15 protein-coding genes and 2 pseudogenes are annotated in these 15,485 nt (G+C 35.7%); 5 read left to right on the top strand and 12 right to left on the bottom strand.

What is annotated here, in order from left to right:
• Window positions 1-147: 147 nt before the first annotated feature.
• From ACPC58_RS08215 to lysS, 4 genes are all read left to right on the top strand, one after another.
• The gene (locus ACPC58_RS08215) at window positions 148-990 is read left to right on the top strand and encodes a DUF368 domain-containing protein (protein WP_434065735.1); all 843 of its coding nucleotides are present in this window, start codon (window positions 148-150) and stop codon (window positions 988-990) included.
• Entirely contained in the window at window positions 990-1,475 is a 486-nt protein-coding gene (locus ACPC58_RS08210) for an aminoacyl-tRNA deacylase (protein WP_130555492.1), read from the top strand. Before ACPC58_RS08215 ends, ACPC58_RS08210 begins: the two co-directional genes overlap by 1 nt.
• Complete coding sequence (locus ACPC58_RS08205; RefSeq protein ID WP_217374787.1) at window positions 1,472-2,098, top strand: histidine phosphatase family protein; 627 nt, start codon at window positions 1,472-1,474, stop codon at window positions 2,096-2,098. The genes ACPC58_RS08210 and ACPC58_RS08205 overlap by 4 nt, the downstream gene beginning before the upstream one ends.
• 101 nt (window positions 2,099-2,199) lie before the next feature.
• Complete coding sequence (gene lysS, locus ACPC58_RS08200) at window positions 2,200-3,690, top strand: lysine--tRNA ligase (RefSeq protein ID WP_434065734.1); 1,491 nt, start codon at window positions 2,200-2,202, stop codon at window positions 3,688-3,690.
• A gap of 439 nt (window positions 3,691-4,129) precedes the next feature.
• Here lysS and ACPC58_RS08195 read toward each other — a convergent pair.
• The 9 genes and pseudogenes from ACPC58_RS08195 to ACPC58_RS08155 form a co-directional block, all read right to left on the bottom strand.
• Window positions 4,130-4,651: pseudogene (locus ACPC58_RS08195) on the bottom strand (LLM class flavin-dependent oxidoreductase); the annotation flags it as partial.
• Window positions 4,652-4,723: 72 nt separating this feature from the next.
• Window positions 4,724-6,172, bottom strand: coding sequence for a recombinase family protein (locus ACPC58_RS08190; protein WP_434065733.1), 1,449 nt, complete (start codon window positions 6,170-6,172; stop codon window positions 4,724-4,726).
• Window positions 6,165-7,784, bottom strand: a complete 1,620-nt coding sequence (locus ACPC58_RS08185; RefSeq protein ID WP_044771620.1) for a recombinase family protein — start codon at window positions 7,782-7,784, stop codon at window positions 6,165-6,167. The genes ACPC58_RS08190 and ACPC58_RS08185 overlap by 8 nt, the downstream gene beginning before the upstream one ends.
• The gene (locus tag ACPC58_RS08180; protein WP_340742927.1) at window positions 7,784-9,358 is read right to left on the bottom strand and encodes a recombinase family protein; all 1,575 of its coding nucleotides are present in this window, start codon (window positions 9,356-9,358) and stop codon (window positions 7,784-7,786) included. Before ACPC58_RS08180 ends, ACPC58_RS08185 begins: the two co-directional genes overlap by 1 nt.
• Before the next feature lie 98 nt (window positions 9,359-9,456).
• Window positions 9,457-9,597, bottom strand: coding sequence for a hypothetical protein (locus ACPC58_RS08175; protein WP_012775552.1), 141 nt, complete (start codon window positions 9,595-9,597; stop codon window positions 9,457-9,459).
• 14 nt (window positions 9,598-9,611) lie between these two features.
• Window positions 9,612-9,734 (bottom strand): hypothetical protein, encoded by a 123-nt coding sequence (locus tag ACPC58_RS08170; protein WP_434065732.1) that lies wholly within the window; start codon window positions 9,732-9,734, stop codon window positions 9,612-9,614.
• 134 nt (window positions 9,735-9,868) lie between these two features.
• A complete protein-coding gene (locus ACPC58_RS08165; RefSeq protein WP_340742989.1) occupies window positions 9,869-10,093 on the bottom strand; it encodes a helix-turn-helix domain-containing protein in 225 nt (74 codons plus the stop codon).
• A gap of 603 nt (window positions 10,094-10,696) precedes the next feature.
• Entirely contained in the window at window positions 10,697-11,452 is a 756-nt protein-coding gene (locus ACPC58_RS08160; RefSeq protein ID WP_340742928.1) for an SDR family NAD(P)-dependent oxidoreductase, read from the bottom strand.
• 12 nt (window positions 11,453-11,464) lie between these two features.
• Window positions 11,465-11,650 (bottom strand): annotated as a pseudogene (locus ACPC58_RS08155) (acetyl-CoA C-acyltransferase); the annotation flags it as partial.
• Between the two features lie 198 nt (window positions 11,651-11,848).
• On the opposite strand from ACPC58_RS08155, the gene ACPC58_RS08150 reads away from it, so the two are divergent.
• Window positions 11,849-12,205: a MerR family transcriptional regulator gene (locus ACPC58_RS08150; RefSeq protein WP_071519576.1), complete on the top strand. Its 357-nt coding sequence runs from the start codon at window positions 11,849-11,851 to the stop codon at window positions 12,203-12,205.
• 496 nt (window positions 12,206-12,701) lie between these two features.
• On the opposite strand, the gene ACPC58_RS08145 is transcribed toward ACPC58_RS08150, so the two are convergent.
• The 3 genes from ACPC58_RS08145 to ACPC58_RS08135 are packed head-to-tail and all read right to left on the bottom strand — an operon-like array spanning window position 12,702 to window position 15,312.
• Window positions 12,702-14,591 carry an SAG1250 family conjugative relaxase gene (locus tag ACPC58_RS08145; RefSeq protein WP_434065731.1) on the bottom strand — a complete coding sequence of 630 codons (1,890 nt, stop codon included), beginning with the start codon at window positions 14,589-14,591 and terminating at the stop codon, window positions 12,702-12,704.
• Window positions 14,578-14,943 (bottom strand): plasmid mobilization relaxosome protein MobC, encoded by a 366-nt coding sequence (mobC, locus tag ACPC58_RS08140; RefSeq protein ID WP_006531827.1) that lies wholly within the window; start codon window positions 14,941-14,943, stop codon window positions 14,578-14,580. Before mobC ends, ACPC58_RS08145 begins: the two co-directional genes overlap by 14 nt.
• Before the next feature lie 9 nt (window positions 14,944-14,952).
• The gene (locus tag ACPC58_RS08135; protein WP_434065730.1) at window positions 14,953-15,312 is read right to left on the bottom strand and encodes an SAG1252 family conjugative relaxosome accessory protein; all 360 of its coding nucleotides are present in this window, start codon (window positions 15,310-15,312) and stop codon (window positions 14,953-14,955) included.
• Window positions 15,313-15,485: the final 173 nt, after the last annotated feature.

The raw sequence follows: 15,485 nt of genomic DNA, 5'->3' as shown, positions 1-15,485 counted from the left end.
ATGAAGTGGAAAACGAGCAACTCCTAATTGGAACTGCTCGTTTTTTTATTGTGAGAAGCTAGTTTTTGCCCAGCCTCGTTCTTTTTAATGATTTTCACTGGTTTTATGCTATAATGAGAACATTATAAATACATTTTGGAGGACAACATGGCTTCTTGGATATCAAGAATAATTAAAGGTATGATTATTGCCCTTGGCTTTATCTTACCAGGTGTTTCTGGGGGCGTACTAGCTGCAATCCTCGGGATTTACGAACGATTAATAGGCTTTTTAGCAAATATTCGAAAAGATTTCAAAGAAAACTTTCTCTACTTTGTTCCTGTAGGGATCGGTGGAATCTTGGGAATTGCCCTCTTCTCTTTCCCTGTTGAATACCTCTTACAACATTTCCAAGTTCCTGTTTTATGGGCATTTGCAGGTGCAATTGTTGGTACGATTCCTAGCTTACTAAAAGAATCGACTCAGAAAAGCAAACGGGACCGTATTGATTTGGCTTGGTTGTTTGGTGCCTTCATCATTTCTGGACTCTTACTCTACAACTTGAGTGATCTTGTCGGAACACTTCCAGCAAACTTCGCAAGTTTTGTATTGGCAGGTGCCTTGATTGCATTAGGCGTACTTGTTCCCGGACTCAGCCCTTCAAACTTGCTATTGATTTTAGGAATTTACACACCAATGCTCAATGGTTTCAAATCACTTGATCTATTTGGAACTTTCCTACCTATCGCAATTGGTGGAGTCCTTGCAATGGTTGCCTTCTCAAAAGCAATGGATCATGCTCTTAAAGTCTACCACTCACGAGTTTATCACTTTATAATTGGTATCGTCTCATCATCTACTCTCTTAATTTTGATTCCACAGGCTAGCAACAAAGAATCCATCTCCTATGCTGGAGCAAACTTTATTACATGGATTGCTGCACTTGTTCTGTTTGTCCTGGGAGTATGGTTGGGACTTTGGATGAGCAAATTAGAGGAAAAATATAAATAATGGCAAAAAAGGTCAAAATAAAGAAAACCTTGGTTGACCAAATTTTAGACAAGGCTAAGATCGATCATGATAGCCTTGTTTTAAATGCTCTTGAAGGTCAACTTCCACAAGGTATTGAAGAAAACGATATTTATAAAACCCTAGCACTGACTGGAGATAAAACAGGGCCGGTTATTGGAATTGTCCCAATCACTGAGCACCTATCTGAAAAGAAACTGGCTAAAATTTCTGGCAATAAAAAAGTCAGTATGATCTCTCAAAAAGATTTGGAAAAAACAACAGGCTACATACATGGTGCCAACAACCCCGTGGGCATTCGTCAAAAACACAATTTTCCAATCTATATCGATCAATCTGCACTTGAAAAAGGCAAGATGATTGTTTCAGCTGGTGAAATTGGTCGGTCGATTCGAATTGACAGTCAGGTATTAGCTGATTTCGTGAAAGCTAATTTTGCAGATATTATTGAAGGGAGAAACGAGTGAAAGTCTATTTTGTCCGTCACGGTAAAACCGAGTGGAATCTTGAGGGACGCTTTCAAGGCTACTCTGGAGATTCTAAGCTTTTGGAGGAATCTTTCCTTGATTTAGAATCACTTGGGGAATATTTAGCTACAGTTCCTTTTGACAAGATTTACTCTAGCGATTTACAAAGAGCCCATATTACAGCCGAGCGAATTGCTGACCTGAACCATTACTGTAAATCAGTAGAAACAAAAGCTGGTTTTCGAGAATGGAATTTCGGTCGATTGGAAGGAACAAAAATTGGACTTTTCCGCGATATCTATCCCAAGCAGTACCATGCATTTAAACAGAATGTGGCCATCTTCCGAGCAGATATGTTCGAAGGGGAGACTGTTTCACAAGCTACTTCACGCTTCATCACTACTTTGAAAGAATCTATTCACGAGACAGATCAAACGATACTTGTCGTAAGCCACGGAGCTATTCTAACAGCTTCAATCCGAACCCTGTTAGGCTATCCACCAGCGCTCTTACGCCATCGAGGTGGTTTAGACAATGCATCTGTAACCATTTTAGAGACAGATGATTTTGAAAACTTTACCGAACTGGTTTGGAATGACACTAGTTATCAAGAAAAACAGTAGATTTTTCTGCTGTTTTTCCCATTCTACTCGTAATTTATGCTGATTTTTTACCTCTTCTATGATAAAATAGAAGGAACAGACTTTGGAGGAATGAATTTTTTATGTCAACTGAACATTTTGAAGAACTAAATGACCAACAGATTGTCCGTCGTGAAAAAATGACGGCATTGGCTGAACAGGGTATTGACCCATTTGGTAAACGTTTTGAGCGTTCTACTAACTCTGCTGAATTGAAAGCACAATATGAAGATAAAGAAAAAGAAGAGTTGGAAGAATTGGCACAAACTGCAACCATTGCAGGTCGGATTATGACCAAACGCGGTAAGGGTAAAGCAGGTTTTGCTCATATCCAAGACCGCGAAGGACAAATTCAGATTTACGTTCGTAAGGATGACGTTGGCGAAGAAAACTATGAAATCTTCAAAAAAGCAGACCTTGGAGACTTTGTTGGTGTCGAAGGTGATGTCATGAAGACCAATGTTGGTGAATTGACCATTCATGCTCGTAAATTAACTCACTTGTCTAAAGCGCTCCGCCCGTTGCCAGAAAAATTCCATGGTTTGACTGACGTTGAAACTCGCTACCGAAAACGATATTTAGACTTAATTACCAATCGCGAAAGTTTTGAACGCTTTGTAACACGTTCAAAAATCATTTCAGAAATCCGTCGTTACCTTGATGGACTTGGTTTCTTAGAAGTTGAAACACCTGTCCTTCATAATGAAGCTGGTGGTGCCGCGGCTCGTCCATTCATCACCCACCACAATGCCCAAAACATTGATATGGTACTTCGTATCGCAACGGAACTTCACCTCAAGCGCCTGATTGTCGGTGGTATGGAACGCGTTTATGAAATTGGCCGTATCTTCCGTAATGAGGGAATGGATGCGACCCACAACCCAGAATTCACTTCTATCGAGGTTTACCAAGCCTACGCTGACTACCAAGACATTATGGACTTGACCGAGGGTATTATCCAACATACCGCTAAGGCAGTTGTCGGCGACGGTCCTGTAACCTATCAAGGAACTGAAATTGCTATCCACGAGCCATTCAAGCGTATCCACATCGTCGATGCTATTAAGGAACAAACCGGTGTGGACTTCTGGCAGGAAATGAGCTTAGAAGAAGCTATCGCCCTGGCAAATGAACACAACGTTCCTGTAGAAAAACACCACACAGAGGTAGGACAAATTATCAACAGCTTCTTTGAAGAATTCGTAGAGGAAACATTAATCCAACCAACCTTTGTCTACGGCCATCCAGTAGCTGTTTCCCCATTGGCTAAGAAAAACGATGAAGATCCACGCTTTACGGATCGCTTTGAGCTCTTCATCATGACCAAGGAATACGGAAATGCCTTTACCGAATTGAACGACCCAATCGACCAATTGGAACGCTTTGAAACCCAAGCCAAAGCCAAAGAATTGGGTGACGACGAAGCGACAGGCGTTGACTACGACTACATCGAAGCCCTAGAGTACGGTATGCCACCAACAGGTGGCCTCGGAATCGGTATCGACCGACTCTGCATGCTCTTGACAGATACTACTACTATTCGAGATGTGCTGTTATTCCCTACAATGAAGTAAGCGACAGTATCCTTCTTGTATTGTCTTCACTAGGATATTTCAATCGCTTTCCAGTTTCTTGGCGATTGGCTGAGAAGGTCTACCAGACCTTATCACTCCCTACAATGAAGTAAGCGACAGTATCCTTCTTGTATTGTTGCCACTAGGAAATACCAATCGCTTTCCAGTTTCTTGGCGATTGGCTGAAAAGTTCTACTAGACCTTTTCACTCCCGACCATGAAATAGAAGATTAGCTGACAAGATCTACCAGACCTTATCACTCCCGATGGATGAAGTAAAAATAACAAACTGTTTAACACAGCTACGTAAAACACTCTTGGCAATTCCGAGAGTGTTTTTGCATGCAAAAAAAGCCTAGCCAACTGACCAAGCTTTTAAGGAGATTATGAAAAATATTTAGGATTGATAATAGTATAGCTCATCTTATCAGCTATCTCATCAGTCTTGGGACTGATTCTCTTCTTTTTTTGCAAAATAATCTCGGACAATCGGCGCAACTTCTTTTCCGTAGAGTTCGATAGCACGGAGGACATCTTCATGTGGCATTGATCCGATTGGGAGATGGAGGAAGAAACGGTCCAAGTCAAGTGTTTCAATGGTCTTAATGATTTTAGCTGCAACATGTGTTGGATTTCCGACGATGGTCGCTCCCTCATCTGTAAGGGAGTAGAGATATTGCGCCTTTGTCATTTCGCCCCAATGTGGACGGTCTTTTGCAATATTATTGGTCACAACTTTAGTAGGATGGAAATAATCTTCTACTGCTTTATCATGGTCATCAGCTATCCAACCCCAAGAATGGGCTGCTACCTTGGTCTTCTTCGGATCGTGGCCTGAGTTTCGGGCTACCTTACGATAGGCATCCGCCAATGGTTTAAAGCGATGAGCACCTGCACCAATGACTGCATACACAATAGGCAGGCCTTTCTTTGCAATCTTGATAGTAGATTCTACATTGCCCTCTTGTGTCAAGTTAATGACAGCATTTCTTAACAATATTTTTTAAAAAAGAGACTTCATGATAAAGTCTCTTCAGATATTCTTATAGTCAATTCGATAGCCACCAGCATGGTTAACTATAATTTGTTTCACTGATTCTCGAAGTGTTTCTTTAGACAGCGAACTGTCAATCATACATTGAGAATTATTCAATTTGTTTAATTCTTCTTCAATATCATCAATCTTCTTATCTATTTCTTGCTTATAATATATATAGGTTTCACGGTTAATTTTTTCATCCTTGTAATCTTGGTAATATGAAAACTTCTGAGCTTTTAATTGTGACATCAAGTAAACAAGAGACTTATTCGATTTTTGAGACGGAACGTCTTCTTTCTTAGATTTTAAATATTCTAAAATCTTCTGCTCCACTCTATCAGACCGACAACCTTTTAAACTAATTCCCTGGACTTTACAATATCTACAATAGAAATAGTGATGAGTCTTCTTTTTATAAGTGTATGCTGTCAATTTATGACCACAATGCTCACAAATCATAAAACCTGTTAATATGACATCATATTTTTTTGTTGATTGTTGATAAGAATGCCTATTGTTACGCGATTTTAAAGCCTTTTGAGCTTGTTCAAAGATTTCACTTGTTACAATTGATTCATGGTTGTTCTCAATTCGCTCCCACTCCTCCTTTGGTCGTTTAACTTGTTTACCATTGAATATTGTCTTGGCATTAAATAGATAGGTTCCTTTATAAGCTTCATTTTTAAGGATTCGAGAAACAGTGGAACGAGTCCAAATATTTCTCTTCTGCTTCTCAGTCACTACTATTTGATATTGATAATTCGCCTGACTGATCTGTCTTTTTCGCTCTGCTGGTGTAATCGTATTCTCATCATTAAGAATAATCGGGATTCGAGATAGACCTACACCTTCAATACACAGTTGAAAAATTCGTTTTACCACTGGTGCTACACTTTCATCAATAATGATTTTAAAACGATCATTCGGATCCTTTAGATAGCCAAATGGAGGTAGCCAGCTCATATTCTTACCTGAACGCTTCATTGTATTCATGGCACTTTTAACTTTTTCCGAGACATCCCTAGCATAAAAATCATTTAACAAGTTTCTAAAAGGGACATCAATTTCAACACCATTGTTTTCAGAAGTGAAACTATCAAATTGATCATTTACAGCTATAAAACGAACTCCTAGAAAAGGGAAAATATTTTCAATATAATTCCCAAATTCTAAATAATCACGCATAAAGCGTGAAAAATCCTTTACAATAATATATCGAATTTTTCCTACTCTAACATCCGACATTAGTCTGTTAAAAGCTGGTCTATTAGGATTTTTTCCTGAGAAACCATCATCAATAAATTCAATACGTTTAAATGGATGAAATTCTGGTGTTCGGTCAAGATACTGATTCAGTAAAATCCTTTGATTAGTAATCGAATTACTTTCATCAGCAGTTGCTTCATCAACAGAAAGGCGGAGATATAACGCAATTTTAGGCATTACCATCACTCCCTATTTGGCAAAGAAAAGTTACCGATATCTGTCTATTCTCGTCTATTTCAATACGCTCTATTAAAGCATTTAGCAAATCGGCAGATAAAACAGGTGATTGATGATTTTTAGATAGTGTATTTAGCCAAGCAACTTGTCTATTATACTTTTCATCTACTGCTTTTAGTCTATCTTCATACTGATCAATTTCTTGTATAAGTGTTTCAATCTTTCTATTTTTTTCTAATTTCTGGCTGATATAGTCATCTCGACTATCTCTTAAAAGACTATAAGAGGCATATAAATCGCTGATTTCCATTCGTAACCTAACAATGTGTTGTTTATGCTTAACAATCTTACTCTGCAAGAGTTGAATGTAGGCTTCATACTTATTTTCTAGTGAAGATAACAACTCATCAACTTTTCCAATTTTTGCCATCTCAGCTTGGATAATAGTGATAATTATCCTATCTAGAACATTCTCACGAATACACACCGATTTTCTATTAGCGTTACTATTAAGAATATAATCTCTATAATAAAAATGTCCCTCACAATTTTTCTTGCTTTTTGATTTCTGATATTCTCTAGACATTTGCCTGTAACTCCCCTTCAAATAAAGCAAGCCTCTATAACGATTAGGTGTCCTAGAATAATCATATTTTTTAGTTATTTTCCTATTTGCAATCAATTCTAATATAGTTTCATAATCTTTACGGCTAATATAGGATTCATGGGCATTATTAAAATGGATATAATCATCGGGTGACAACTGTTTGTTAGATTTACGCTGCACAAGATCCCCTGTATAAACTTGATTTCTAATCATACGCCGAAGGTTAGTATTAGACCATAGCTTTGTATCATCAATTCTTCTATACAATTCTCCTGTCTGACGATATGAAGTTGGTGTAGCTATATTATTCTCATTAAGCCAATCACTTACTTTATAGGAAGAATAACCAGTCAAAAATAACTCAAACACCTTATCTAAAATTGGTTTGACAGTCAAGTCAATCTTTAATTTATTGCCTAGTTTTTGTTTATCTAACTTATAACCATAAGGAGCAAAGCCACTGATAAAATATCCTTCACTTGCTTTTTGAATATGACTAGCAGTTACTTTTTTTGAAATATCTTTCGAATACATATCATTAACCAAATTCTTGATTTCAACTTCAAAAGATTTCTTTTCTTTTAGTCCACTTAGAGTATCCAAGTTATCGTTGATAGAAATAAATCTCACACCTAGAAATGGAAAAACCTTATCTATAAGCCTTCCCATCTCTATGTAATCTCTCCCTAAACGTGATAAATCACGTATCAAGATACAATTGATAACACCTTTTTTAATGTCATCCATCATTTCTTGAAAGGCTGGTCTCATAAAGTTTGTTCCTGAATATTCATAATCAGTATAACACTTAACGACTGTTAGACCATGTTGCTTTGCAAAGGTTCTAGCAAGTTTTTCTTGATTTTCTAGTGACTGAGATTTATTCCTACAGGCCTCTGTTCTTTCTTTTGATAAGCGAATATAAATACCAGCAGAGTATCGTTTTAGTTCTGATGTCTTATCTGTCACCTCTGATTTACGGTAGCGATTTTTGGTACGTGCCATTAAATCACCCCCACTTCTGAAAGTGATAATTCCTGTAAAATAGCAATCTCATTCAAGTCATGAAAGACAAGTGATATTTCTTGGTTTTCAGAAATGTTAATACGATCCAGCAAGGTTACAAGAGTCAGACGGTTCAACGATGATTCTTCTTTTTGGCAAGTCAATTTCTTCAACCAAGTTTTCTTATTTTGTAGTTTATTAACTAATTCTTGTGCAAGCTTTTTCTTATTAACAATTGTCTGTTCAATATCTTTTAGCTTTTGGCGATAGGTTCGTTGAAACTCCTGATATTCTGCTTCATTTATCAGTCCATCATCTAAATCCATATATAAAGATTGAAGCAACTGTTCATATTTTCTACGGTCAGATACCAAATTTGTAAAGTCAATTTCTAATAACTGTTCTTGTGAAAGGTACTCTGGAATTTTCTTTATCAGATGAGACTTCCAATCAAGATGATTTTCGATTAACTCAGATACAATGCTAATTAACTGTTCATATTTAATCGCATGGCGACTACAGCCTCTCCCTTTATTATAGGTACTACAAATAAACTGGATTGTTTCGTTATTCTTATAGCGTATTTTACGCTGTAAGAGTTGAGCATGACAGTCATTACAAAATAATAAACCAGCAAATTCATTAGGTTGATTATTACTATTCTTAACATCTCTCAGTAAAAGACTGTTAGCAATCTTAAAGGTACTTTCAGAAATAATACCTTCATGAGTCGATTCCACACAAATCCAATCTTCTTGATTAACTTTAATAGTGTGTTGAGCCTTATAATTAAGTTTCGTCCGTTTACCTTGTTCCAAGGCTCCAGTATACACTCTATTCGTTAAAATACGATTAACCATCTTGGTGCCCCACTTATTAGTGTGACCACAAAATCCTCTAAGTTTTTCTTGGTTACGTTTTTTATGTTGTAATGGTGTTTCTATACCACATTGATTAAGATATATAGCAATCTGATTTGATGAGTAGCCTTCCAGCTTCAATGTAAATATTTTTTCAATGATTGAACGGATAGACTCATCAACAACCAAATGATTTTTTTGTCTAGTATCTTTTTGATAACCATACGGAGCAAAAGCTCCTATAAACTCACCTTTTAGCCGTTTTGCTTTGTGTGTACTACGAACTTTTGTGGAAATATCTCTACAATAGCTATCATTGATAAGACTCTTAATAGGCATTACTAAATGGGTTTCATTAGCATCTGCAGTCAAACTATCATAGTGATCATTAACAGAGATAAACCGGACACCCATAGCTGGAAATATCCTTTGGATATATTTTCCCGTTTCAATATAGTCTCTTCCAAATCGAGATAAGTCTTTAACAATGATGGTATCAATCGTTTTATTATTAATATTCTCCATCATACGATTGAAATCAGGGCGATTAAAGGTTAAGCCACTGATACCATCGTCCACAAATTCTTCTAAAATAGTAATGTCATGATTTCTAGCATAGTCACGTAACAGAGAGCGCTGATTGATAATTGAGTTACTTTCAACATTATCCCCATCATCACGTGATAACCGTAAATAAATACATGCTTGTGCCATAATCTTCTCCTTAATCAGTTTTTAGGTGCTTACCGATTAAGGATTGAGGTTCTACACTTTTATTTTACATAATTTATGTGAACTTGTCCGCTTAAATCTTAAATTTTTTCTAGCTGTCGTCCCAATAAATCATCTAGTATATCTGTAAGACTTAATGGTTTATCTGTAACCTTCACAATAACTTTATAACCTTCAATCATAATCTGTGGTGACTCAGCACCTGTACTTGTTTTTTCCATATTTTTAATTCCTTTTATTTCAAAATTGTACTTCGGTGGGTATGATTGGTTAAATCACTCATGGGCATCTCACCCGCTGTCCTTTTACGTTGGCAGCCTGAACGTTCAGAAGTATCATTGTCCTTATTTGTGGTCATGGCAGATAGAGAACCACTCTATTTTTTAGCTAATAATTTTCGCTCCTATCACGGCGTATCTCACTAAATTGCTCGACAAATAAGAAAGTCCCACCTCGGTTTATTCAATTGTCAATGTACAAATCAAGGAGAGACTATTTAATATTATTTTTGATTCGGTGAGGAAAATCTGTTAATCCGAGCAAATAATCAATGCTAACGTTATATAGATTTGACAGTTTAATTAAGACTTCTGCTGACAAGATTCTTTCCCCTCTTTCAATTTTAGCATAGGCTGAATGAGTAAAAGAAAGATAGGTAGCAATTTGTTTCTGAGTAAGGTCATTGTCTTCCCTCAAATCTCTTAAACGCTGATACATCACATCTAGTTTTCTCCTAAAAATAGTATAGATTAGAATGTAAGAGTTTATTCAAAATTGTCCTAATTGGACACATTTTGAATCCTGATACAAAATTCCTTTCAAAACTTGATTGATGTTTAAGTATTTTTATTGAAGAATGATTACTCTAAAAATGTATAGAATTACTTTATTGATAACGTAATTCTATGCCTTTTCTGCTATGTGACTTTCGGTCCGTTTCGCTCCACAGAAGTAAAACGTGGTGCAAAAGACACATAGTTTATCACACACAAAGTGGATGTGTACATACCATATCGTTTTTTCCTTATTTTCCAAATAGTTGAGCCGAATAATCAGTCAAATAAACACGTTATTAACGACAATAAGTGAGGCTTTTTTAAAATGCATGATTTTCAATAAATAGAGACATACTTTTTTGATAGCACTAAGATTGAAGTCAGTACGTTAATCCAAAGGATAGCTTAAACAAAGTAAAAGCCAGCGTCTTAAGGCACTGGCTGGTAATGTAGCTTATAGCTACTATTCAATCCACTCGTTATACAGATTGTCATGAACTTTCTGAAGTTTTTGCCAAACCGCAGAAAAAATTGTCTTAATAAATTAGTGATTAAACAATGGTCCGCTAAGATGAAATTCAAAATTTGTAACATCAACTAAACCAACAACTTTGTGACTTTGATATAATTCCATCAAAAATTGTGCCATCTCTTCACTTGTGTGATATTTAGCAAAATGCTCATCATAATCATATTCTTTCAAATCTGTAGCAAGTTGACCGAATTCTGTTTTTGTGGCAGCTGGAGCTAAAACCTTAGCTTTTAATTGATGTTGATTTGCCTCTAGTTCCAATGCCAAGCCTTCTGTAAAAGCACTGACATAAAATTTACTTGCACAGTATGTAACTGCATTTGGAACCATCATGTATCCGCCTCTAGATGATACGTTAATCAATTGAGCGCCTTTACAATCTTTATAATCTCTCACATATAGAGTTGATAGAATTGTTAAAGCTTCAATGTTTAGATGGATTAATGTTATTATCTTTTCTAAATCTTGAGATTCAACCTTATCATAATTTCCAAAACCAGCATTATTTATTAGAGTAGTAATGTGATATTTTTTTAAACTTTCATAAAGAGCGAAAACATTACTGGATTTCGATAAATCAACAACTTTAATAACAACATCTAAATCCGGATAATGGTCCAAAATCTCTTGCTTCAATTTTTCTAGTCGTTCTTGACGCCGAGCAATTAAAATAAGATTCGTTCCTAATTTTGCAAATTGTCTTGCTACCTCCGCTCCTATACCAGAACTAGCCCCAGTAATACAAGTATAATTCTTTATTTGTTCCACACTATTTCTCCTTTAAAAATTGCTATTTTCATTTTTTATAAGAGTGGCTACCCCCATTCCTCCACCTATACACAGAGAAGCGACTCCATAATTAACTTTATTTTCAATCAACTCATATATTAGAGTGGTCAGTATTCTGCTTCCTGAAGCTCCAACTGGATGCCCTAAAGCAATAGCTCCACCTTTAGGATTAACCTTCTATGGTCTTCAGGTACTTCAAACCAATTTTTCGTCTTTCCTCCTCATCCATATGGTATTACCTCCTTCCCTAGCTTTTTATCAAATTCCTTTGATGCTTTGTATTTTACATAGTAAAGTGCACTTTATGTCAAGAGAAAACTATAAATTTTTTAAAAATTATGCTAAAATAATCAAAAAATAAAGGAGTGAAGTATTATGACTCACTATTCTATTGGAGAATTTGCTAAAAAAACTGGACTTTCTGTTCCAACTCTTCGATACTATGAACAAGAAAAATTAATTTACTCACATAGAGAAGAAAATAATCGTAGATACTATGATGATTCTGATATTGCATGGACTCAATTCATCATTAGATTAAAAAAAACTGGAATGTCTATTAAAAATATGCAAGAATATGCTTACCTAAGATACAAAGGAGACTCCACAATTCCTCAACGCCTTAGGCTACTATTTTTTCAACTTGATGAACTTCATGAGCAACAATCTAAAATTAACCAACATATTGATTTTCTTGAAAACAAAATTAAAACTTATTTAGGATTAAATTAATAAACATCCGTTATATTAGGTAACCAAGCATATGAGCTTTTACGCTCATACTATATTCCTTTTGACTGGTTTCAAGCATAACTGGATAAGTCGTAAAATAACTTTCACTCTAATTTTGAGTGTCCAAAGGTTTCGTCAGCGTAAATATTCGATTTCAAACTATTCTAGACTTGATGGAACTGTTTCGATTAATTTTCTCAATCGAATCATTTAAATTATAAGTATTACAAATGGTTTGGTGCAATGCGCAAGGAAAACTTTCAATCTGAAAGAGCATGTTTGATAATGGTCTAAGACCATAAAATGGTTCATATTCTAAAAACTTTGAGCAAAACTTTGCAGTTGCAACAAAAACTAGGTACTCTGAGAACTAATCAAGAAAAAGATTATGGTGGATTCTGCGGTAGGTCTGACACCCTTATTGAAGCACCCCATAGGTAGCTAGCGATAATGACAATATTGATTTCCCGTTGTAATTAGATATATTTGTTACACCTCATTTTACAACAGGGCAAACTATTTCTTTGTATTTTGAGTTAATATTTTGTGATACTAATTTTATTTTCTTATTATTCAGTACATTCACAAATGTTTCCAAGCTTTTTATGAGTGCTTCATACCTATCAATATCATTACCGAGTTCCTGTTGTAACATATATTTTTCTTCAGTCACTTGTTCTAATGTGCTTGATTCTGTTAAGTTCAGTTTTAAAAATTCATACCTAGCTAGTTTTCTACTACTCGGGTCTTCACTCTTTAGGTTGATAAGCACTTCCGCCATCTTGTTTAAGGTGGCGATTTTTTCATTGGTTTGATTCAGTTTGGTATCTAGCTCTGCTATTTCTGTGACCAACTCGTCTTTAACATCCTGGTATTTTTTGTCTATCTCTGTTAACTCAATCAAGAGGTTAATCTCAGAAATCTTTTCTTGAAGTCTTTCAACAGTCGGTCGTCTGTATGGTATTACTCGACTATCGTTGGTTAGCTGTCTAATCAAGGTTCGTCCTTTTATATACTGATTCTTATCCGAATGTTCTTTGTTGTAGATAAAGTATGAGGCTGTCTCACGGATATAGACTTTATATTTTGTCTGATTCTCTTCTTCAAGAATATCTAATTGATAGTTGGGAATGAAAATAAGACCACTCTGTTTGATACCGAATGCCACTTTGATATAAATCCCCGCATCAACTAACTTCTCTATTTGGTGCTCTGCAAGTTCCACTTCAAATTCATGAACGGCATCTCGTTTTTCCTTAAATTCCTCAAAGGCTTCCTCAATTTCTTCAGCGGCTACCTTCTCCTTATCTCGTTCTTCTTGAAAAGCATGGTACTGTTCCTGTAAATTCTCTAATCCTTCTGAATCACCAACTTCCATATTTTTAAAGTAATCTTGAAAAAAATTGACATCATATAATTTCTTATCACTTATTTTTTTATGACTCAGACTGAATTGCTTTCCACTTTCTTCAAGTATAAAGATTACATTTTTTTGTTTTAAGTCAATGGTTAGATTCAATTCTTTTGCTTTTGTTAGTAACTCTTCTAAAGAATTAACACGGTTCAACAAAAATTCTAATCGACTTTCAATCTCTTGTTTGGCGAAATGTGTACGAAAAAATTCTTCATCATATAAATCTCGTTTACTGAGTTGGCGTCCTCGAATTGGTTTTGTCATTGCTCTATCTGTCATCATGAATCGACTATGCTTCTGACTAAAATCAATATGAACATGTAACTGCACCGCTTTTTCTAAAAAATCATCAAAGGACTTTGAGTGCTGCATCAAAAAATAAAGACGTTGCTTCAATTCAAATTTATGACTAGACTGCCTATATTTTTGATAGACACGGTAGGAGAAACGTTTTTCAATAATTTTCGCTCCAGCCACTTTAGAAATGCGGTCTGAAATCATACGAAGGTTTCGTTCCAAGGCATAATTCCATATCAACTTTTTATCTGAATTACGGTCAATGGCGTTGATTAGGATGTGATTATGAACATGATCTTTGTCTGTATGAGTCGCTACGATAAACTTAAAGCGACCTCCTGTTAATTCCATCATGGTCTCATAACCAATGCGGTTAATTTCTTCAGGTGTCAGATTATCCTCAGGAGAAAATGATTGAATGAGGTGATGGGCATGGATATTTTGTTGATGTTTTTCTTGTCGGTAATTTCTGGATTCGTACAACTTGTCGTTATTGGTAAAGTTGACATTGTACATTTCTACCATTTCTTCATAGCTGGGAAAGTCTAAGTAATTGCTAACGCCAAAATCAGATACCAATTTCAAATTGTCCGTTTTATCTGGATTGAGAATATACTTAATTAAACGCCTACGATATTTTTTTCCGTGCGTCGCAAAATGCTTAGTGATTACCATAGAACTCCTTCAGTCTTTTCACTTCCACTTGAAATTCTCTATCCACTTCCTTAATTAACTCTCCGACTCCTTTACTCAATTCTTGTAACTGTTCCTGAGAAATCAAATGGCTTTGGTTAATAGCACGCGCAATTTGATTAGTGTTATTTCCAATCCGTCTCAATTCAAACACTAACTGATCATAAGTATCCGTGTTAATTGTGATAAAAGACATATTGGGATTGAGCAAAACTTTTCTAGCATAGACTGAAAAATTTTGACAATGACTCTTAGCAATTCGTTCATTCAATTGATGTAACTCTGAATCTGTTAGAAATACTTTTTTGAGATTGGTACGATAACGATAAACCATTACTCCCTCCTAGCCCACATATTTTTCACGAAACTCACGACTGAGTGGCTGTGCTTGATTAACTTCTGCAATCAATTCTTGAACGCAAGTCAATAAGATTGAGACGTGTTCTTGAGTCACTTGATGATTTTCTCTTGCGACAACTAGAACTTCATACACATCTCGACTAATTTGTTCAAACTTTTGAGACTGCCAAAGGGAGAACCAACTTTCAAAAATTCTATCCTGATAATTCTTTTTCAACAAATTTTGACGAAGAAATTCTGAGAAACTATCCAGTTTTTGTTCCCTCATCATTTCTTTTATCTGTTTTTCTTCTTGTCTTGTGACCCTAAATTGCTTACGGATTAACTTAATTTCTTGTCCCATCCTACTATCCTTTCAACATTATACTTGTCTGACAGTGTCAGGCTGCCTCACATTGTCAGTACGCTTCCTAAAGACCTCACTCTCTTCTTGTTCGGTCTTTGCGAGCTCAGTTATTGTGTCCACAATAACCCAAAAATCATATCGCCAGCCGACCAAAACCCTTCAGTTTTGAC

This window comes from Streptococcus sp. VTCC 12905 (assembly GCF_049893385.1).
GTDB classification, from domain to species: domain Bacteria; phylum Bacillota; class Bacilli; order Lactobacillales; family Streptococcaceae; genus Streptococcus; species Streptococcus suis_AA.
Note: the sequence above shows the minus strand (reverse complement) of the source record. Positions and strands in the feature narration are given on the sequence as shown.